Here is a 20,317-nt window from a genome sequence, read left to right as displayed (position 1 = left end):
TTCGGCTCTCGAAACGCGTAGCGAGCGGAACGTCTCCGACGGCCTTAAGATTCTCCCGTGATTACCCACGGGAGAATGAACAGCGGGGCGCTGGACGTAATCGAGTTCTTGCTCACTGCACGGGTCTACAGTGAGAACCGAAATCTGGACGAAAACGACCTGCCGCCGAAGATTCGGCAGGTGTTCTGGCACGACGGAACGATAGAGCGACCGCTTCGGACGACCGTCGAGACGGCGCGCGAGGCGACCGGTCTCGACCAACCGTGGGACGCGATCTCCGAACTGATGTTCACCGACCGGGATACGTTCTCGGGAAGCATCGAACTCACCCAACAGGAGATGGCGGAAGAGTGGTTCGTGGACCGCGACGAGGAGCGAATCGCCGCGAACCCGACGCTCGCGTACGCGCTCTCCGACCGCGACGGCGTGGACGCGTCCTACGAGGCGGTGCGAGAAGCAAACCGGCCAGTCCAGTCCGACCGGGCGTGGATAGACAGCCTGCTCGAAGAGCACTTCGACGAGGACGAAGACGAGGACGGGGAGAGCATGCTCGACCTCGTGGACATCCACGCGCCCGAGGAGGTCGAACTGACGCTGGACGACCTCGTGCTCACGGAGGACCAAGAGGCCGAAATCCACAAAATCGTCAAGGCCATCGAGCACCGCGAGTATCTGGCCGAAATCGGGCTGCGCGAAATCGGGAAACTCCTCTTCGTCGGCCCGCCGGGAACCGCGAAAACCTCGACGGCGCGCGCGCTGGGGTACGACTTGGACCTTCCGTTCGTCGAAGTCAAACTGTCGATGATAACCAGTCAGTACCTCGGCGAGACGGCCAAAAACGTCGAGAAGGTGTTCGAGGTGGCGAAGCGACTCTCGCCGTGTATCCTCTTCATGGACGAGTTCGACTTCGTGGCGAAAACCCGTCGGAGCGACGAGCACGCGGCCATCAAACGCGCCGTCAACACCCTCCTCAAGAGCATCGACAACATCTCGCTCATCGAGGACGACGTGTTGCTCATCGGCGCGACCAACCACCCCGACCAACTCGACGCGGCGGCGTGGCGGCGCTTCGACGACATCCTGAACTTCCCGAAACCGGACGAGCAGATGCGCTCGGACATCCTTCGGGTCATCACCCGGCGGATGCGCATCGCCGACTTCGACCCCGACGAAATCGCGGAGATGACCGAGGGACTCACCGGGAGCGACCTTCGACTGGTCCTCCGCGAGGCCGTGCTCGAAGCCCTGACCGAGGAACGGACGGAACTCACGCAAGAGGACCTCCACTACGCGATTCAGGACTTCGAGGAGCGCGACCACCTGAAGGATATGGACATGATAGACGGCGACCACGACGCGCTGGTCGCCGGTGGGGACATCAGCGGTCACTCCCACGACCACTGACGGCGCGACGATTTTTCCTGCAACACCATCGCGGACCGCGACATTTAGCATCCGTCGCCGTGCATCTTGTACCGATGGAAGTCACCCTCCTCGGAACCGGCGATACGACGGGCACCCCGACGGTCGGATGCGACTGTGACACCTGCCGCGAGGCTCGGGACAGCGGTGTGGAGCGCTCGCGGTTCTCGGTCCACGTCCGCAACGAGGAGACGGACGAATCGCTCCTCATCGACGCCAGCCCGGATTTTCGCTCCCAGTTTCTCGACAACGACGTTTCGCTCCCCGACGAGGTGCTCATCACGCACATCCATTTCGACCACCTCGACGGGTTGGGGAACGCCTATCGACTGTTCGATTCCCTCCCCGTCCACGCGACGGACGAAACCGACCCGAAGACGGGAGAGAGCGTCGCCGACGCGATTCGAAACAAGTTCGACTACCTCGACCGCATCACGGTTCACGGCCACGCGCCGCTCGCGTCGTTTTCGGCGTGCGGGTTCGACGTGACCTTCGTTCCGGTCGAACACCCCCCGCTCGTCTGTTACGGCGTCGTCGTGGAGAAAGACGGTTCGAAACTCGCGCTGACGGGTGACACGGGCTATTCGATTCCGGACGCGTCTCGGGAGGCCCTGTCGGACGCCGACCTCTTTCTGGCCGACGCCATCGTCCCCGCGTCGCTCTGCGAGTACCACCCGGCGGGCGGCCGCCACCACACCGACGACGGCGTTCCGCGCACCTTCGGGCACAAGCACATGACGCGCGAAGGAGCGCTCTCGCTGGCCGACGAACTGGATGCGGCGGAGACGCGACTGGTGCACGTGTCGCACTTTTATCCCGAAGAAGAGGCGTTCGAGGAGCCGTTGGCGGTTGACGGCGAGCGGTATCTGATTTAGTCTCGATTCTCTCGGACCAACAGCGCCGCCGCGGCGAGGAGGCTGACGAGTGCGACGACGACGTTGAAGCCGGGGAGCGACGTGGCGGAGTTGCCGGAGTCGTCGTCCTGCACGCCCGTTCCGTCCGAGGTGGTCGTGTTCGCCGGTTTCTGCCCGTCGGCCCAGCCGTCGATGGAGTTGAGGTAGGCGTTACACTGCTTCATCGACTCCGCGTCGTACTTCTGTGTTGCTCCCTTGAACGCGTAGCTTCCCGTGGCGTTCTGGTCGGCGATGGTCGGGCTTTCGGCCCGCTCGTCGGGGAGGCGCGCCACGTCGTAGACCAACCACGGCGTGTAGAACTCCCAGACGACCTTGCCCTTCGGGGTGACTTCCATCACCCGTTCGTGTTTCGAGTCGCCGACGAGGGTGTTGCCGTTCGACAGGCGGTCCGCGTCGCGCGGCCACGAGAGGTCGTCGCCCTTCCCGAGCGACCACGTTCGGTTCCACCCGTCGCCCTCCTTTTCGTACTCGACGATGCGGTTGTTCTCGGAGTCGGCGACGAGGAGCGTCGGGGTGCCGTTCTCGCTCTCCAAGTAGTCCGGGTTGTGTTGCTTGTCGAGGATGTCCTTCTCCCCGTAGGAACCGAGTTGCATGTCGATGTTCCCCGTCGAGCGGTTGATGACGATGGCTTGGTCCAGATTGCGCGGCGAGGCGAGATACTCGCCGGGGCCGATTTTGTCCACGTCGTTGACGTGCGTCCAGTCTTTCGTGTAGTTCCCGCCCACGTTAGAGTCGTAGTGGTCCCGGAAGTACCAGCGCCAGACCACCTCGTCCTTCTGGAGGTCGTAGACGAAGATGCTGTCGTCGTTCCTGTTCTCTTCCTCGTTGTAGTTGCGCAGGTTGGCGACGAGTAGTTGCGTCCCGTTGTTGATGAGGTCGATGTCGTGGGTGTCCTCGATGGGCAACGTCTCCCTCCAGACGTGCTCTTGCGTTCGGGGGTTGAACTCGTAGACGACCGTCTTCCCCTGCGTCGTTCCCGTCACGAACAGGTTGCCGTTCGGCATCGGGTCCACGTCGTAGCCCCAGACCATGCCGTGGTCGCCGGTGTGGTGGACCCACTTCACGGTGCCGTCCGGTCCGATGCCGACGAGTTTCGCCTCTCGCTTTTGTCCCTCGTCCAGCCACGAGTAACCCTGCACCGCGACGACGGTCGTTCCGTTCGCGGGGCGCTCGATGGTTCCGACGCAGGGATTCGAGGCGATGCTTCCTTGGTCGTTCGACTGGGCAGTGCGGTTCGACTGCGCGGCGAGCGTCGGTGCAAACAAGGAGAGACAGCACAGGAGTATCGCGCCGACGGCCAACGACTGCCGTCGGGAGGGCGTATGCATACACCCCCCTTCTTGACCGCGGTTCTTGTATGTTTACACTTCACGCGCCCGGCAAAACGGATTGTATTTTACACGTCTCGGCCGAATCTGTCGAGTCCCGACTGCCGACGTTGCCGCCCTGTCGGGTCAGCGACCCACGGCGTCCGAACGTCTCGCTCGGCATCGGTATCGACCGCCGGCGGGTCGGCGGGGTCGTGTCCCGGACAGTCTTCTCCACAGCGCGCGGGATCGACGACGCGGCCCTTCCAGCGACAGTACGGCACCGCGCCGCCCCGCGGTTCGATTTCGCCGCAGGCCGGAAAGTCGTACGTCCGCCAGCCCTTTCCGTAGGCGCGCTCGGCCATCCGCCGTCGCCGTTTCGCTTTCCCCTCCGCACTCGCCACGCGAACGTCCGTTCGCCCGACGCGCTCCTCGATGAGTTCCGTCCCCGCTTCGTCCGTGTCGAGTGGCGTCGGCTCTCGAATCACTTCGATTCTGCCGCTCCCCTTTCCCGCTTCGCCTTTTTTCTCTTCATTTCCTCTTTCTTCCACTTCATCTCCTCTTTCTCCCACTTCGTCTCCATTTCCACTTCCCTCCTCTCCGCCGTGGAACCGCCAGACGCCGACCTCCTCGGGGATGCGGTTCAGGTGCGCGCCGGTGACGTAGCTCTCGGTCGCCAGAATCACCTCGTCCACGAGGCCGAGGCTCACGTCCTTGCGGAGTTGCGTTTCGAGGTCGCCGGGGTCCGCGAGGTCGGGTTTGTTCTCGATTCCCACCAGTCGCCCGAACCAGTCGGGATAGCGGGCGACCTGCCGGACGTACTCCCGGCCGCCCCGCCGCTCGCGCTCGAAGAAGCCGATTTCGACCGCTCGGTCCACCACTCCCCGGGCGTACTCCGGCGACGTGTCGAAGGCGTCGCGCCAGTAGCGCGCTTCCCCGACGCCCACGTCGCTCTCGATTGCCGCGTCGGGAATCCGTTCCGCCGAAATATCCGTCCGGGAGCCGAAATCCGGGCCGGGTTCGACGCACAGCACGTCGATGATGCGGTTCGAGGGTGCGTGGACGCCAGCGCCGACCTGCCGGGCGATAACGTCGTCGGTCGTCGCTTCCAGATGGGCGCACAACGCCAACTCGAACGGAAACTCTCGCACGACCCTCCAGAGGGATTCAGTCGGCAAAAAAGTCGCGGGAACAGGGATGTCGAGACGTGTTCTTCTTCGTTCGACTTCTCGATTGCCGAACCTACCACCGCGGCGCGTGCTGGCGGGACGACGCGGCCAGCGAGGTTTCTCCGAAACCTCCGGGTGGAGCGGTGGAACCGCGAGCACGCGGTGCTGTGCGGTTGCGGGCGGGCTTTCGAGGGCTGTCTCGTAGCGATTGCCATCACACCAAAATCATCGTTTGTTCGTAGCGAGCGTGGCGGGACGTTCGAAGTCTGTGCGGCCGAATCGCAACTACTGGGACTCTCAACTACGACATGTGGTGAACGTATTAGAGGGTGTTCGAAAACCCCGTCCATCGAACCGAACGAGAAAGAGGAACGTCAGCGGGAAGATGGCGGCGAGCTATCTAGAGTCGAAACGCGGAGAGGGCCGCGGTCACGAGGCGAACGGCGAGGAACGGAAGCGCGAATACGACGCCGATACTGGCCGCCCAGCCGAGAAGCAGTATCGGGACGCCCGCCCCGAGCAACGCCGCGCCGTAGACGAACACGGTGCCGACCGCGAGGGCGCTTGCGACGCCGAGCGCGAGAATCGACAGGGTGGCGAGTGCTCGGCGAACGATGTCGTAGCCGGGAGTCGGTTCGGCGAGTCCGGGGGTGGTCTCGTACTTCATGGGTGCTCTCCTCGTTTGAACGGTGGGGAGGCACCGACAAAACTGTTATCTGAAAAACACTTCTGTAGAATGCGCTACTGAAACGCGTTCCTGTATGCGAACTGTCAGACGGCGCTTTTCGCGTCGGTTGAGGACGAGCGGGTGCGCTCGATTTCGACGACGGCCATGTCGCCGTCGAGGGTCACGTCGAGCGTCTCGTCGTCAAGCGGAATCGTGACGTGGACTCGCCACGGGTCCTCCGAGCGAATCGTGGTGTTCTCGTCCTCCACGCACCACGGGAGCGCCCAGAACGGCTTCGTGCAGAGGTCGATGCCGTGGTCGCTGTAGAACGTGACGACCCGCGATTGGTCGAGGAGCGACAGTCCGGCCGTCGAGTGGAGTTGGTGGTGACACTGCGCACACTCGTGGTCCACCCGGACCTTCGTGCCGAGGAGGTTCTCGGTGTCGCGGGTCACCGTCGTCTCCATCCGTCCGTTGCACTCCGGGCAGACGCCGTCGGCGGCGAGGCAGTGGAGGTGGCGCACGCGCTGGTTGAACGCGTCCATTATTTCGTCGTCCGTCCGGTCGTTCAGGCCGCCGGGCGGGAACGGGTAGTTGCCGTGGGCTTTGCCGCAGTCGGGGCAGGCGACGGTCAGGGTCTCCTCCTCGTAGGCCGCCCGGAGATGGGCGTCGCAGTCCACGCACGTCTCGTCGAGTTCGATGGGGTCGAGGTGGGGGTGTTCGTTGAACGACCCGGCCAGCACCGCGCTCACGACCTTCTTTCCGGCCTGTCGGAAGTCGTAGCCCGCGTCGGTTCGAACGACGAAGTGGTCGGTCAACTGCTTCAGGTGATAGTTGAACTGGGCGCTGTCGCGCATTCCAACCTCCTTGCGGAGTTCCGAGAAGCCGACCGGCCGCTCCGGGGCCTGCCAGAGCGCCTCCAGAATCGAGAGGCGCGTCTCGTTGGCGATGACCGAGAACGCCTCCGCCGGTGCGAGACAGTCCTCACACTCCTGTAATCCGGTGTCGCTGCCGGTATCGCTGCTCATGCTTGTACTATCGTCCGGAGGCGAATAAAACGTTACCTGAATTACAGTTTTGTAACGTCCTTGTCAAGAACGCGGGCCATACGAGAACAGTAGGTTTATCAGTCGTTCGGGCCGAATCTACGACAAATTACTTCAGGAGGTCAACGTTGACAGGAACACACAACCAACCGGAGGTGAATATCGGACTCGTCGGCCACGTAGACCACGGAAAGACGACGCTCGTGCAGGCTCTTTCCGGAGAATGGACCGACCAGCACTCCGAGGAGATGAAACGGGGGATTTCCATTCGACTCGGATATGCGGACGCGACGTTCCGGCAGTGCCCGGACGTCGATGCGCCGGAGTGCTACACGGTAGACGAGACGTGCGCCGACGGTTCGGAAAGCGACCCGATTCGAACAGTATCGTTCGTGGACGCGCCCGGCCACGAAACGCTCATGGCGACCATGCTCTCGGGAGCGTCGCTGATGGACGGCGCGGTGCTCGTCGTCTCGGCCACGGAGAACGTCCCGCAGGCCCAGACGGAAGAACACCTGATGGCGCTCGACATCATCGGCATCGAGAACATCGTCATTGCACAGAACAAGATCGACCTGGTTAGTCCAGACCGCGCGCGACGTAACTACGAACAGATTCAGGAGTTCGTGGAGGGAACGGTCGCCGAAGACGCGCCGGTCGTCCCGATCAGCGCCCAACAGGAGGTCAACATCGACCTGCTGATTCAGGCCATCGAGGAGGAGATTCCGACGCCGGACCGCGACCCGAACGACGAGCCGCAGATGTACGTCGCTCGCAGTTTCGACATCAACCGTCCCGGAACGACGTGGGACGACCTCACCGGCGGCGTTCTCGGCGGCAGTCTCGTCCAGGGGAAACTCACCGAGGGCGACGAACTCGAACTTCGACCCGGCCGCGAAATCGACGAGGGCGGCCAGACGCAGTGGGAACCCATCCAGACCGACGTCCGCTCCCTCCAAGCGGGTGGCGAGATGGTGGACGAGGTGACGCCCGGCGGACTTCTCGGCGTCGGAACCGGTCTCGACCCGAGCCTCACCAAGGGCGACGCGCTCGCCGGACAGGTCGCGGGGACGCCCGGCAGCCTCCCGCCGACGTGGGAGCAGTTCACGATGAAAATCGACCTGCTCGACCGTCTCGTCGGCATGGACGAGCAGAACGTGGACGAAATCAGCACGGGCGAACCGCTCATGCTGACGGTCGGGACGGCGACGACGGTCGGTGCCGTCACCAGCGCGCGCGACGACGAGTGTGAAGTCTCGCTCAAGCGTCCCGTTTGCGCACCCGAAGGTGCCAAAATCGCCATCAACCGCCGTATCGGCGCTCGCTGGCGGCTCATCGGCATCGGGACGCTTACGACCGAGAACTGATGGTTCCCACCGTCGTCATGGATACCAGTGCCCTCATGATGCCCGTCGAATCCGGCGTCAGGGTGTTCGACGAACTCGACCGGCTATTGGGTCGGTTCGAGTGCGTCGCGCCCCGCGCCGTTCTCGACGAACTCGACGGCCTATCACAGGGCAACGGAAAGGAGGCAACCGCGGCGAGTGTGGGTGCCGACTTGGCGACGCGCTGTCGAACCATCGACCACGAGGAATCGTACGCGGACGACGCGTTGGTCGAACTCGGTCCCGAGTTCGACTTCGTTGTCACGAACGACGCACCCCTTCGGACGCGCCTGCTCGACGCTGGCGTACCGGTAATTCATATAAGGGGGAAGAACAAACTCGCAATCACTCAACCATAGCATGTACAAACGGGCCAGATTGAAGGACACGGTCGAAGTACCTCCCCAGTTCCTCGCGGACGTTACGCCGGAACTGGTGAAGCGGCTACTACAGGACAAACTCGAAGGACGGATGGACGAGGACGTTGGCAGCGTCGTCAGCGTCACCGAAGTGCACGACATCGGCGAGGGCGCAGTGTTGCCCAACCGCCCCGGCGTCTACTACGAAGCGGAGTTCGACGCGTTGACGTTCGACCCGCAGATGCAGGAAGTCGTCGACGGCGAAGTCGTCGAAGTCGTCAACTTCGGGGCGTTCGTCGGTATCGGACCGGTGGACGGCCTGCTCCACGTCTCCCAGATTTCGGACGAGTACCTCGCGTTCGACGAGGAGGGCCAAGCGCTCGCCTCCCGCGAGTCCAACCGCGCCCTCGGCGTCGGCGACTCGGTTCGAACGCGTATCGTCACGAAGAGCATCGACGAGCGCAACCCGCGCGAGAGCAAAATCGGTCTCACGGCAAAGCAGGTCGGCCTCGGAAAGCACGGCTGGCTGAAAGAAGACCGACAGAAACGCCACGCGACGACGGAGAGTGAATAACCATGGCAAGCAACCGACTCGCCTGCCGCGATTGTCACGCCGTCGTCGAAGCGGACGAGGAAATTTGTCCCATCTGCAACTCCACCAGCCTCACCGAGGACTGGAGCGGCTACGTCTCCATCGCCCACCCCGAGAAGAGCGAAATCGGGCAGGAGATGGAAGTCACGAAGCCGGGGAGCTACGCACTGAAAGTCAGATAGACTCGTGACCGAAACCGTCGTCTCGCTCCCGCGCGCGTTGCGCGGCGAGTTAAAGGAGCCACTCGGACCGATTTTCACCGACGCGGAGCGACTGCTCGAAACAGCCGAGACGCCCATCGTCGCGGTCGGCGACGTCGTTACCTATCACCTCGAATCGGCGGGCGTCACGCCGGACGTCGCGCTCGTCGATGGCATCACGAAACGCGAGCGCGTCGCCCCCGAAGTGCGCGAGGCGGTCAGCGACGACGCCCGACGCGTGACGGTCGAGAACCCGGCGGGCGTCCTCACGGACGACCTCCTCACGGCCCTTGTCGCGGCCATCGAGGCGGCCGACCCGACGGTCCTCGTCGTGGAGGGCGAGGAGGACCTCGCGGCGCTTCCCGCTGTTCTCGCGGTCCCGACGGGTGCGAGCGTCGTCTACGGGCAACCCGATGAAGGAATGGTGCTGGCGCGGGTTTCACCCGAGTTGCAGGCCGAGGTCGCCGACTTGTTGGCTCGAATGGACGGCGAGACGGAGCGACTGTTTTCGCTCGTCGGCTACGCGGACTGTCGCTAGCTAGCAAGCCGAAACGGTTTATGGGATGACTCTCACTATTGTATCACGATGGATGGGCGTGAAACTGACGAGGTGGTTGCGACCGAGTTCGCTCGGACGCTCCAGCAGTTAAAGCTGCAGGGGTGTAACCTCCTCCTGGTCGGTTCCGTCCCGGACGCCGTGCTGTCGGCGGCGAGCCGGAAACTGTTCGGCGACCCGGACGAGCGGCGGTTCCGGGTCGCGGTCCTGTCCGGGACGCCCAGAACGACGGTGTACGAACGGCTCCCGGAGGCGACGCTCGACGAAACTGCGACCGTTATTGCACACGACACGGACGCGATGCCGCCGCACGTTCGATCCCCGGTCGTTCACGTCGAGTCGGGTGTCCGCGAACTCACCTGCTCTATCTCGGAGGCGATAACGTCGTTCGACGTTCCGGGCGGTTTCCGACCGGGGGAACTTCGTTTCGGCCTCGACTCGCTGGCGTCGATGTTGACGCGTTACGACCCGACGCTCGTTCGGCAGTTCCTCGGCATCGTCGGCGGGCAAGTCCGCGGCGCGAACGGGATGGGACACTACGTCCTTCCGCGGCCGTACGACCACGAACTCGTGGATACCCTCGCGCCGCTGTTCGACGGAATCGTCGAGTACCGGGTTGATGCGGGGCGAGAGGAGCGGTGGCACTTTCCCAATCGGGACCTTCGCTCGCCGTGGCTCCCGCTGTGATTCCGTCGGTGGAATCGCCCACTTCGAAATCCTTTTACACGCTTCGGGGAGAAGAACACTATAACTGAGTGTTACACATGGAAGTCGAAATCCTCTCACAGGAGCAAAACCCAATGCTCCACCGGACTGAAGTGCGGTTCCAGATCGTTCACGACGAGGCAACGCCGTCGCGTCTCTCCGTCCGCGACAGCCTCGCGGCGAAACTCGACAAGAACGCCGACGAAGTGGTCGTTCACGAGATGAACACCAAGTTCGGCATGCGCAAGACCGTCGGCTACGCGAAGGTCTACGACAGCTCCGAACACGCCCGAGACATCGAGCAGGACTACATGCTCGAACGCAACAAGATCACGGCCGACTCCGAAGGCGAGGCGGAACCGGAAGCCGAGGAGGCTGAATAATGCCGCGACACGAACTCTACAACGACGACGGTACGACCGAGCGCGAGCAGTGCCCGCGCTGTGGCGACTCGTTCCTCGCGGACCACGGCGACCGGCTTCACTGCGGCAAGTGCAGCTACACCGAGTGGAAGTAAATGCGAATTCTCGGCGTCGAAGGGACCGCGTGGGCGGCCAGCGCGGCTCTCTTCGATTCTGAGACGGATGCAGTTTTTATCGAAACTGACGCCTATCAACCCGAGAGCGGTGGCATTCATCCGCGCGAAGCCGCGGAACACATGAGCGATGCGATTCCGCGCGTCATCGAGACGACGTTGAACGAGGCGGCCGGGGACATCGACGCCGATGACCGAAGCTCATCGAGCAAACGGGTGTCGCCCGTTGACGCCGTTGCCTTCTCGCGGGGACCGGGACTCGGCCCCTGTCTGCGCATCGTCGGGACGGCAGCGCGAGCCCTGTCGCAATCGTTGGACGTGCCGCTCGTCGGCGTGAATCACATGGTCGCCCACCTCGAAATCGGGCGGCAACGCTCGGGCTTCGACTCCCCGGTCTGTCTGAACGCGAGCGGTGCCAACGCCCACGTCTTGGGCTACCGAAACGGTCGGTACCGCGTCCTCGGCGAGACGATGGACACGGGCGTCGGCAACGCCATCGACAAGTTCACCCGCCACGTCGGGTGGTCCCATCCCGGCGGGCCGAAGGTCGAGCAAGCCGCGAAGGACGGCGAGTACATCGACCTGCCCTACGTCGTGAAGGGGATGGACTTCTCGTTTTCGGGCATCATGAGCGCGGCGAAGCAGGCCGTGGACGACGGCCACGCCGTCGAAGACGTCTGCTTCTCGCTGCAGGAGAACATCTTCGCCATGCTGACGGAGGTGGCCGAACGCGCCCTCTCGCTGACCGATCGGGACGAACTCGTCCTCGGCGGCGGCGTGGGGAACAACGCGCGCCTCCGCGAGATGCTCGCCGAGATGTGCGAGCAACGCGGCGCGGAATTCTACGCCCCGGAACCGCGCTTTTTGAGCGACAACGCCGGGATGATAGCCGTCCTCGGCGCGGAGATGCTGGCGGCGGGCGATACGATTCCGGTCGCGGACTCGGCCGTGGACTCGAACTTCCGCCCCGACCAGGTGTCCGTCACGTGGCGCGGGAGGGAAGCCGACGCCTTCCGTTCCGACGAGGCCGACGAGGTTCGCGGCGCGGAAGCGACGGTGGACATCGGCCCGGAGCGCGTGGCAAAGCGCCGGACGCCGAAATCTTACCGCCACCCGACGCTCGACGCGACGCTTCGAAAGGAGCGGACGACGCTCGAAGCGCGTCTCACCAGCGACGCGCGGCGTGCGGGCGTCCCGACGCCGGTCGTCTACGACGTCGACCTCGCGGAGTCGGCCATCGAGTTCGAGCACGTCGGCGACGCCGACCTCCGGAACGAACTCACCGCCGACCGGGTGCGCGACGTGGGTCGGCACCTCGGAACCCTTCACCGAAACGGCATCGTCCACGGCGACCCGACGACGCGGAACCTCCGCTGTTCCGCCGACCGCACCTACGTCATCGACTTCGGCTTGGGCTACTACTCGGACGACGTGGAGGACTACGCGATGGACCTGCACGTCTTCAGCCAGAGCCTCGCCGGAACCGCCGACGACGCCGCGGAACTCCAGCGCGCCTTCGAATCGGCCTACGAGGAGGCGGGCGACGATGCGGTGCTCGACCAACTGCGCGAAATCGAAGGCCGCGGTCGGTATCAGTAGCGCCGGTTTTCGCGCCGAAACTTCCCGCGTCTGATTTCCCTTCGCAATTACCGTCCCGTTGTGTCCGTCTTCATCGCTGTCTGCCTCGATTCTCTCCGTTGGCGAACGCACCGTAGCGTCCGCGCAACCCTTCCAATCCAATGCCCCAAATGCTATAATAGGTGCGGCCCATGTTTATCACATGTCCGACAAGGAAACCTCCGGCACGCTCTTCGGTGTCCCGTACAACTTCGAACGACCCAGCATGGGCCGAATGCTCTCGGCCTACTGGAAGCCCGGCGAGGGAATGTTGGTCGAAAAGCCGTTCGGCATCGGTTACACGCTCAACCTCGCCAACTGGCGCTCGTGGGTCATCCTCGCCGTCGCCGGACTCATGTTCTGGATGGAGAGCAACAAGGGCTCCGAGACGGAATCCGAAAACGAGCCCGTCGAAGTCATCGTCGACGACGACTGATTCGACGCTTCTTTTTCCCCGCGCGACTCTCTCTCGCGTATGATTCGGTTCGTCACCGGAAACGAGGGTAAGGTCCGCGAGGCGCGCGAGTATCTGAATGACGACGTTCGCCAAATCGACTACGACTACACGGAGGTGCAGAGCGACGACCTCGCCGAAATCGCGCTCCACGGCGCGCGCGAGGCGTTCGAGGAGACGGGCGGCGAGGAACCCATCGTCGTGGACGACGCGGGCCTGTTCATCGATGCCGTCGGCGGTTTCCCGGGACCCTACTCGGCCTACGTCGAGGACACGCTCGGCGTCGAGCGCGTCTGGCAACTCGCCGAGCGCGAGGAGAACCGCCGCGCGCACTTCCGCTGCGTCGTCGCCTACTACGACGGCGAGAACGCGGAGACCTTCTCCGGCGCGGTTCCGGGGACGCTCGTCGCGCCGCGCGGCGACGGCGGGTTCGGCTACGACCCCATCTTCGAACACGAGGGCAAGACGCTCGCCGAGATGAGCACGGAAGAGAAGAACGCCATCTCACACCGCGGGCGCGCGCTGGCGAAGTTCGCGGACTGGTTGGCAGAGCAGTAACGAACCCGTTCTCTTCCGGCCGACGTGAGCTATTCCCGAGCGTCTTCGTCCGGGCCGGGGTACTCTCCGCCCACTACCACGTCGTACAGGCTTTCGGGGTCGAACAGGGTCACGAACCCGTCGGGGCGCTTCACGCTGACCGGAATCCGGCCTTGGAGCGCGCTCCCGGTCTTCGCGCTCCGCAACGAATCGTCGTAGGAGAGGATGTGCGCCGCGTTTCCGGCGTGAGCGCTGGCGAGCGCGGGGTGGTCGCCGGGCGTCTGTTCGACGCGGATTCGGAGGTCCTCGATCCGTTCGCGCCAGTCGCTTGCGAGGTCGTCGTTCGCCAGTTCGCGGATGACGGCTTCGGCGTCGGAAAGGAGGTCGTCGCTGGCGACGAGTTCGACCCACGAGTGGCCGCGCACGATGTCCATCGCGTCGCGGGCGTCGCCGCCGACTAACACGTCCGCCGCCAACACGTCCGCATCGACCGCGAGGCGGGCGGGATGCGGGTCACTCATCGCGTCGCTCCGCGAGCGTTTCCCGAATCGTTTCGACGTCGGTTTCGGCCCCTGCCGCCCGCTCGAACAGTTCTCGCCACGTCATGATTCGACGTGAGGTCCCGAACGGGAAAACTGGTGTGGGTCCCTCCGTGATACTTCTCCGTCGAATCATATCGGATATCCTAATTCACGAGAAGCGGTGCCATACCGCAACGATTCGGCATAGCAGAAGTATTTTAACACTTCCACAGAATGATACCTTCATGGTACGGAACATATCGAAGTACACCGTCCTCGCCCTCGTGCAGGTACTGGTGTTACTCATTGCCCCCGTTGCGGCGACCGGACCGACTACCGGGCCGCAGTCCCCCCAGCAACGAACGCTCTCCAACAGTGCCGACCCCGCCGATTCCATCTACGTGATGGAGAACGGCGACGCGGTTCTCGCCTACAACAATTCGAATTCGGGGAACGGCACCATGGAGTTCGGAGCGAACGTGACGAGCGGTCTCGTTCACATCCTCGCCACCGACGAAACCGAGTCGGACATGGACGCCGCGGCGTCGCTCGTGATGACGCCGGACGGCTACAGCGGAAACGGGTCGCTCACCGCCAACCGCCCCGACTCGATTTCCGACCTCACGCTCGACGTCAACAGCAAGCAAAACGAGCAGACATCGACGGGCGACCTCTCGCTCGACGCGACGTTCGACAGCGGTTCCTCGCTGTCCATGCTCAACTCCGTGAACACCGAGGGTCACGTGACGGTCACCGCCGACTCGTTCAGCACGAAGGGGTCGGGAACGGTGTCCTCGGCCATGGCGGCGGGTGCCGACAAAAAACTGAAATACGACCTCCGCGAGACGGAGAACGGCTTCGTCCTGAAGGGCACCCAAAGCGGTGCGATTTCGCCGTACATGTCCAGTTCGTGGGACAGCCGTGAGAATGCGAAGGAACACTTGAAATCCCAGTACGCCTCCGTTGCGACGCAAAACGGCGGCTCCGCGACGGTGACCATCGACAGCTACGAGTACGACGAATCGGGCGTCAAGCCGACGCTCGACATCCAGTACCACGTCGAGTTCACCGGCCTCAAGGACGCCATCGCACAGTCCATCGCACAGAGCCTGAAGTCCTCACAGCAGGTTTCGCTCTCCGACGAGGAGATAGACTCCCTCTCCGAGGACATCAAGAAGATGCGGATCGACCACGTGACGTTCGGACTGAACCAGCACGACGGTACGATGAAGCTCAGCTGGGACGTCGAGGTAGATAACTACGATTCCGCCGCCCTCGCCGCGCTCGAAGTGGCGGGGAACACGAACGCGTCGTCGATGAACGGCCAGAACATCGACCGAATGAAAAAGACGCTCGAAGCACAGCAGGCGGCGAACCTCGAACAGACGGTCGAGTGGTCCGCCGAAGCGACCCACCCCTCCTCGGAAACGACCACCGTGACGGCCGAGGTCCACTACGACAGCAAGAACTGGAAGGCGTACGTTCAGGAGCTGAAGGACCGTGACATCGAACTGGGACGCTCGTCGGTGACGCTCCACGCCGAGTCGAACGGCGACGAGGTGACCGCGCGCGGCTCCGTCGAGATGAAACAGAAGGAGATGCTCTCGAAGGTGACCGACTCGATGCTCTCCTCGTTCGGGTCCTCGAAAGCGACCTCTGGCGGGTCCTCGAAAGCGACCTCCGGCGGGTCGGAACTGGTGAAGGCGTTCCGAAGTAGCGACTTCCAGTCCGCTCGCATGGACGTGGACGTCGAGTCCGGGACCGTCACCCTCGAAGGTGGCGCGAAGTTCGACAACATGACCGCCTTCGCGGACGTGCTCGGCGACTCCTACGGCGACACGGAGGTCGCCAGCATCGTCGGTCGGACGAACAACGACACGACGACGACCTACGTCCGCGTGACGGGTCTCGTCGGTGAGAACGCCACGAAGGAAGACGTTCGCGCGCTCGCCGTCGCCAACGCCGACACCGAGATTCACATGGCTGGCGAGTGGGACCGCGAGTTCCCCTCGATGGACACCGAAGACGCCGCGACGTATCTCGGCGTGCAGCAGGCGAACGGAAAGGAAACGAAGTCCGCGAGCGAATCCGGTCAGCCCGGTTTCGGCGTCGGAATTGCAGTCGTCGCCCTCGCCGGTGCGGCGCTGCTCGCGCGCCGCGACTGATTCGACTCCCGACTGAACGAAACTACGTCCGCTTTTTCCGGCCGCTTGCGACCCACGTTCCCTCGTTGCTACGGATTCGTATCTTCGAGTTCGAGTAGCTGGCTCGCACGCGGTCACCGACTTGCGCCCGATTGAAATCGTCGCGTCCCGTCGGCGCGGTGTAGCACCCGACCGAATCCGAACCGCTCGACCAGTCCGGGCTACACACGCCCACGACGTAGCCGAGGCTCTCGTACTCGTCGCGCAAGCGGTCGTCGAACGTCTCCGAAATCCGCAATCGCTTCGGGTCGGGGAACCGCTGGACCCACCGTTCGGCGACGCTGACGACGGGGTCGTCGGCCAACTCGCTCAACTCCACGCTGACGACCGTCTCGTCGCGTAATCCCCCGTTCTGCCGCCGCGTTCCCGTTATTTGCTTCTTCTCGACGTAGCCGCCGACGGCGGCGAGCGCGGAACAGCCAGCGAGAGCCCCACCGGCGGCGCACGCCGAGATGGTTGTTAACACGTCTCGCCTCGAAGGCATACGAATACCTCGACCGTCGACAACTAATAAATTATGTCAGCTTGTACCATGGGTTCGGGCACAACCGAACGCACGAAATAAAATCGGGTATCCTCAGGCCGACGCGTTGCCGAGGACGTTCGTTCGCACCGTCTTCCGGTAGTTGAGCGAGTCGAGAGCGATTCGCTGCGTGTGGCCGCGATATTCGACGACGACGTAGTAGCTGACTTCGAGCGTACTCTCCTCGCCGCGGCGGAGGTGGGTTTTCCACCACGGGCCGAGTTTCGCGTTGTCGAGCGCCACCGTGTCCTGAATCGTCGTCTCGCTGTGCGGACTGATTTCGACGTTCTTCGCCGTCGATTCGTCCGAGAGGACGATGCCGTTCATCGTTATCCGGGAGCCGATTTCGACGACGCGAACGGACTCGCTCCGGTCGTTTTTCACCGTCGCCGACGCCTCGATGGGCGTTTCGTCCATCGTCGCGTGGCCCCAGTCCGCCCGTATGTCCTCGATGCGTCCGATCGGTCGTCCCGCGACCGAGAACGTCTGACTCGACTCCGAGTCAACCGGCCCGAGCATGTCAGTTCGGATGGTTCCGCGGTCGGCCTTCCCGCCGACGGGGAGGCGGGCGAATCCGGCATCGACCGTCACGTCGCGCTCGACCACGCGGTCGGTCTTCTCGCCGTTATTGACGTGGGTGGCCCACCACCGTTGTATCTTCTCGTCTGTGATCTCTCCGGTGAGATTGATATCGGTCTTCCCCGGTCCGATATCCCGGGTCGTCTTACCGTCGACCAGCGGCACGTCGTTCATCAGCACGCGGTATTTCGCATCGACCGAAAGGTGTTCGGCGAACACCGACCCCGGTTCGTTCGGGTTGGTCACGGTCGCGTGGGTTCGAACGCCGGTGTTCCCCTCGTCGGGGACGACCCACTCGCTTTGAACCGACTGGAGTTCCGGCGGGGCGAACGACTGCGCTTCGTTCCGTGGCACGACCTTCGTCGTCGTCTTGCCGCCGCCGAGCACGTCGGTCGTGAACACGATGCGCTTGCTCATGAACGGGAGTCCGACCTTCCGAGTCGTCCCGTTCTCGTGGACGACCGCGTAGAACTGCACGTCCATCGTCGTCTTCTCGCCGTGCTCGATGTGGCTCTGCCACCACTCCGGTAGCTTGCCGTTGTCGAACGTCGAATCGATGCCGAACGAGGTCGTCCGGCCGGGTTCGACGTGCACTTCGCCGTCGGTCGTTCCGTCGGCGACGGTCACGTTGTTCATCGTGATGGTGTAGCCGAGTTCCGAGAAGACGACCTCGCCGCTGGTCGGATTCTCGACGGTCGCGTTGACGTTCAGGGGCGTCGTCTCCGTCGTCGCGTGCCCCCACGACGCTTCCGTCTTCGTGACCCGAAGGATTTCCCGATTTCCGGCGGTCATCGTCCGCGCTTTGCTACTGTCGAACGCGCTCAGCAGGTCGGTTTCGAAGGCTCGCTTCTCCGCGGGCAGGTCCTTCGAGAACATGGGGACGCTGATGGACGGTCGGATGCTGACCGTCGTCTTCTCGCCGTTGTTGATGTGGCTCGCCCACCACGCCGGTATCTTTCGATTGTCCATGCGGGTCGTCATCGAAACCGTCGATTTTCCGGATGGCAGGCCGAGGTTCTCGACCGTTCCCGTGGCGACCGTCACCTCGTTCATCCCGACTTCGTAATCGAGGTCCGCCACCTTCGGTACGCCGACCGAACTGGGGTTGTTCACCGCGATGTCCGTTCGGATTTCCGTCGTTTTGGCGGTGACGGCGCCCCAGTCGGTCTGGACGTTCTCGACGGTCGGTTGGCCGACCGTCACGATTCCGGACGTGAGCGCGACGCCGACCCCGCCCGCCGTCACGACGAAGAGGGTCAACACGGCCACGACCAGTTTTCCGATGAGGCTACGAACCGCCATCGTCGTTCACTTTCCGTGATGTATCTTTTGATATACAGTTCATTATGGGGTCAATTCGAACCCACCACCAAGTAAGTTTACCTGTAACTATCCACAGGAGGCGAAACTGTTGTCCTTATCCACTCATTTATCTGTCTGTTTGTTCTCTGACTCTCCCTCCGGAAACTGTCGTCACACGTACCGAATCGCCCGGCGTGAAACCTCGCTTCGCGGTCAGCGCTCGGCGGCGCGGACGAGTTCGACGACTTCCGCCCGAACCTCCTCGGAGGCGGGGCGATGCGGACGTCGCGGCTCCCCGGCGGGTGCTCCGCGTTCGCGCATCGCCGCCTTGGCTCCGGGGACGCCGTGTTCGCTCGTGACCGCCCGATTCAACTCGACGAGACTGGCGTTCAACCGCCGCGCCTGTCCGTCGTGACCGCCTCGGTGAAGCCGGTAGATTTCGCTGGCACGCTCGGGTGCGACGTTCGCCAATGCGAGGACGCCGCCGTCGGCACCGGCGTCGAGTCCGGCGGCGTAGACGCTCCCGCTCCCGACGAGGAGGTCGAAATCGTCGTCCTCCGTGCGAGCGCGTTCCCGCTGGAGTCGAGTCAGGTTCCCGCTCGAATCCTTCATCCCGGCGACGTTCTCGTGTCCGGCGAGTTCGCCGACTGATTCGGGCGACAGGAAGACGTTGGTGTACGCCGGAACGCTGTAGAGGTATACGGGGAGCGGACTCTCGTTGGCCATCGAGCGATAGTACTCGACCATCGTGTCCTCGTCGTGGCCGTAGTAAAACGGCGTGACGACGAGCGCGGCGTCGGCACCCGCTTCCGCCGCGAGGGTCGTCTGGCGGAGCGTTTCGCGGAATCCGGGGTGGCCGGTTCCGGCGAGAACCGGCACGTCGGCCTCTTCCGCGACGATTTCGACCACGCGAGCGCGTTCCTCGACGCTCATCAGTTCGGCCTCGCTGTTCGACCCGCAGGGGACGATGAAATCGACGCCCCGTTCTTCGACCCACGCGACGAGTTCCCGGAGGTCGTCCTCTTGCAGGGCACCCTCCCCGTCGAACGGCGTCAACAGTGGCACACCAGTTCCGTGCATGGCTATCACCTCTCGCGGCGACCGTATGAATTCGAGGGTCGCGGTAGAGGCATACGGCCGTCTGACGCGGTTTTAAGTTATCACCGAACCCATCCGCGAACGGGCGCGCACAACACCCTCTCTCCCATCCTCCCACTCCGCGCGCCCGGCACACACCACCCACACCCACCCTGCACCCCGCTCTCCCACACCCTCCGCTCGGCACTCCCCCCTTTCGTCCGACGCGATGTTTCCCGTCGTAGGCAGTACCTTCGCCGTCGTAGCCGCGTCCTGATTGGGGCAAATGGTTCCTGTCCCCCGGACAAACGGCACATAACAAAGAGGTGTCCGGCCATTCGTACAGTTGCGCCCGACGGCTCGGGCGCGAAGCGTGTCGCAGTCTCGCGGTGGGTCTCCCGGCGGGGCCGGGGGCTCTGGCGACGGGTTGGCTTCCCGTTACAGTGTCACCAACCCCCCCACGAAAGTTCTCGTCCCGGACGACCCTAGAACCCCGCGCTGCCCAATCGTTTTTCGCTTCGTTGATAATTTCCCGCCGAGCGGTGTCGCCGTGGATGGCGGGTCACCGATGGTCGCGTCTCTTCCGCTCGGATAGGTCCGCTCCTCGGACAGTCACGCTGCTCGAAAACGGATACGTCGAACGTCC

At 63.6% G+C, this 20,317-nt stretch carries 22 protein-coding genes; 14 read left to right on the top strand and 8 right to left on the bottom strand.

Annotated features, from left to right (window positions below):
- Window positions 1-75 precede the first annotated feature (75 nt).
- Entirely contained in the window at window positions 76-1,404 is a 1,329-nt protein-coding gene (locus OPC11_RS05580; protein ID WP_264781262.1) for an ATP-binding protein, read from the top strand.
- A 74-nt stretch (window positions 1,405-1,478) separates the two neighbouring features.
- Entirely contained in the window at window positions 1,479-2,297 is an 819-nt protein-coding gene (locus OPC11_RS05575) for an MBL fold metallo-hydrolase (RefSeq protein ID WP_264781261.1), read from the top strand.
- Here OPC11_RS05575 and OPC11_RS05570 read toward each other — a convergent pair.
- The 4 genes from OPC11_RS05570 to OPC11_RS05555 all read right to left on the bottom strand — a co-directional run bounded on the left by OPC11_RS05570 (window position 2,294) and on the right by OPC11_RS05555 (window position 6,507).
- Window positions 2,294-3,664 carry an arylsulfotransferase family protein gene (locus OPC11_RS05570; protein WP_264781260.1) on the bottom strand — a complete coding sequence of 457 codons (1,371 nt, stop codon included), beginning with the start codon at window positions 3,662-3,664 and terminating at the stop codon, window positions 2,294-2,296. The genes OPC11_RS05575 and OPC11_RS05570 overlap by 4 nt on opposite strands.
- 68 nt (window positions 3,665-3,732) lie before the next feature.
- Window positions 3,733-4,794: a DUF5787 family protein gene (locus tag OPC11_RS05565; RefSeq protein WP_264781259.1), complete on the bottom strand. Its 1,062-nt coding sequence runs from the start codon at window positions 4,792-4,794 to the stop codon at window positions 3,733-3,735.
- Window positions 4,795-5,212: 418 nt separating this feature from the next.
- Entirely contained in the window at window positions 5,213-5,479 is a 267-nt protein-coding gene (locus OPC11_RS05560) for a hypothetical protein (protein ID WP_264781258.1), read from the bottom strand.
- A gap of 104 nt (window positions 5,480-5,583) precedes the next feature.
- Complete coding sequence (locus tag OPC11_RS05555; RefSeq protein WP_007976627.1) at window positions 5,584-6,507, bottom strand: winged helix-turn-helix domain-containing protein; 924 nt, start codon at window positions 6,505-6,507, stop codon at window positions 5,584-5,586.
- 146 nt (window positions 6,508-6,653) lie between these two features.
- Between OPC11_RS05555 and OPC11_RS05550 the strand changes: the two genes are divergently transcribed.
- The 11 genes from OPC11_RS05550 to OPC11_RS05500 all read left to right on the top strand — a co-directional run bounded on the left by OPC11_RS05550 (window position 6,654) and on the right by OPC11_RS05500 (window position 13,486).
- The gene (locus tag OPC11_RS05550; protein WP_007976628.1) at window positions 6,654-7,892 is read left to right on the top strand and encodes a translation initiation factor IF-2 subunit gamma; all 1,239 of its coding nucleotides are present in this window, start codon (window positions 6,654-6,656) and stop codon (window positions 7,890-7,892) included.
- On the top strand, window positions 7,892-8,269 hold the full coding sequence (locus OPC11_RS05545; protein ID WP_007976629.1) for a DUF188 domain-containing protein: 378 nt from the start codon (window positions 7,892-7,894) through the stop codon (window positions 8,267-8,269). Before OPC11_RS05550 ends, OPC11_RS05545 begins: the two co-directional genes overlap by 1 nt.
- Before the next feature lies 1 nt (window position 8,270).
- A complete protein-coding gene (locus tag OPC11_RS05540; protein WP_007976630.1) occupies window positions 8,271-8,843 on the top strand; it encodes a DNA-directed RNA polymerase in 573 nt (190 codons plus the stop codon).
- 2 nt (window positions 8,844-8,845) lie between these two features.
- The gene (gene spt4 / locus OPC11_RS05535; protein WP_007976631.1) at window positions 8,846-9,043 is read left to right on the top strand and encodes a transcription elongation factor subunit Spt4; all 198 of its coding nucleotides are present in this window, start codon (window positions 8,846-8,848) and stop codon (window positions 9,041-9,043) included.
- 4 nt (window positions 9,044-9,047) lie between these two features.
- Window positions 9,048-9,599, top strand: coding sequence for a GTP-dependent dephospho-CoA kinase family protein (locus OPC11_RS05530; RefSeq protein WP_264781257.1), 552 nt, complete (start codon window positions 9,048-9,050; stop codon window positions 9,597-9,599).
- 48 nt (window positions 9,600-9,647) lie between these two features.
- Entirely contained in the window at window positions 9,648-10,304 is a 657-nt protein-coding gene (locus OPC11_RS05525; protein ID WP_264781256.1) for a hypothetical protein, read from the top strand.
- A gap of 77 nt (window positions 10,305-10,381) precedes the next feature.
- Entirely contained in the window at window positions 10,382-10,705 is a 324-nt protein-coding gene (locus OPC11_RS05520) for a 30S ribosomal protein S24e (protein WP_007976637.1), read from the top strand.
- A complete protein-coding gene (locus tag OPC11_RS05515) occupies window positions 10,705-10,839 on the top strand; it encodes a 30S ribosomal protein S27ae (protein ID WP_007976639.1) in 135 nt (44 codons plus the stop codon). The genes OPC11_RS05520 and OPC11_RS05515 overlap by 1 nt, the downstream gene beginning before the upstream one ends.
- Window positions 10,840-12,456, top strand: coding sequence for a bifunctional N(6)-L-threonylcarbamoyladenine synthase/serine/threonine protein kinase (locus OPC11_RS05510; RefSeq protein ID WP_264781255.1), 1,617 nt, complete (start codon window positions 10,840-10,842; stop codon window positions 12,454-12,456).
- A gap of 181 nt (window positions 12,457-12,637) precedes the next feature.
- Window positions 12,638-12,910: a DUF5808 domain-containing protein gene (locus OPC11_RS05505; RefSeq protein WP_264781254.1), complete on the top strand. Its 273-nt coding sequence runs from the start codon at window positions 12,638-12,640 to the stop codon at window positions 12,908-12,910.
- A 39-nt stretch (window positions 12,911-12,949) separates the two neighbouring features.
- Entirely contained in the window at window positions 12,950-13,486 is a 537-nt protein-coding gene (locus OPC11_RS05500; protein ID WP_007976645.1) for an XTP/dITP diphosphatase, read from the top strand.
- A 29-nt stretch (window positions 13,487-13,515) separates the two neighbouring features.
- Here the strand turns inward: OPC11_RS05500 and OPC11_RS05495 are convergent, their stop codons facing one another.
- Window positions 13,516-13,986 (bottom strand): hypothetical protein, encoded by a 471-nt coding sequence (locus OPC11_RS05495; protein WP_007976648.1) that lies wholly within the window; start codon window positions 13,984-13,986, stop codon window positions 13,516-13,518.
- Window positions 13,987-14,231: 245 nt separating this feature from the next.
- Here OPC11_RS05495 and OPC11_RS05490 point away from each other — a divergent pair, with 245 nt between their 5' ends.
- Window positions 14,232-16,151, top strand: coding sequence for a PGF-CTERM sorting domain-containing protein (locus tag OPC11_RS05490; RefSeq protein ID WP_264781253.1), 1,920 nt, complete (start codon window positions 14,232-14,234; stop codon window positions 16,149-16,151).
- A gap of 22 nt (window positions 16,152-16,173) precedes the next feature.
- Here the strand turns inward: OPC11_RS05490 and OPC11_RS05485 are convergent, their stop codons facing one another.
- The 3 genes from OPC11_RS05485 to OPC11_RS05475 all read right to left on the bottom strand — a co-directional run bounded on the left by OPC11_RS05485 (window position 16,174) and on the right by OPC11_RS05475 (window position 19,674).
- On the bottom strand, window positions 16,174-16,674 hold the full coding sequence (locus OPC11_RS05485) for a hypothetical protein (protein WP_264781252.1): 501 nt from the start codon (window positions 16,672-16,674) through the stop codon (window positions 16,174-16,176).
- Between the two features lie 93 nt (window positions 16,675-16,767).
- Window positions 16,768-18,594 carry an LEA type 2 family protein gene (locus OPC11_RS05480; protein ID WP_264781251.1) on the bottom strand — a complete coding sequence of 609 codons (1,827 nt, stop codon included), beginning with the start codon at window positions 18,592-18,594 and terminating at the stop codon, window positions 16,768-16,770.
- Between the two features lie 213 nt (window positions 18,595-18,807).
- The gene (locus OPC11_RS05475) at window positions 18,808-19,674 is read right to left on the bottom strand and encodes a dihydrodipicolinate synthase family protein (RefSeq protein WP_264781250.1); all 867 of its coding nucleotides are present in this window, start codon (window positions 19,672-19,674) and stop codon (window positions 18,808-18,810) included.
- Between the last annotated feature and the right edge of the window lie 643 nt (window positions 19,675-20,317).

This window comes from Haladaptatus sp. T7 (genome assembly GCF_026008575.1).
Taxonomy (GTDB): Archaea; Halobacteriota; Halobacteria; order Halobacteriales; family Haladaptataceae; genus Haladaptatus; species Haladaptatus paucihalophilus.
The sequence above is the reverse complement of the archived record's forward strand: the minus strand, read 5'-3'. Positions and strand labels throughout refer to the sequence as shown.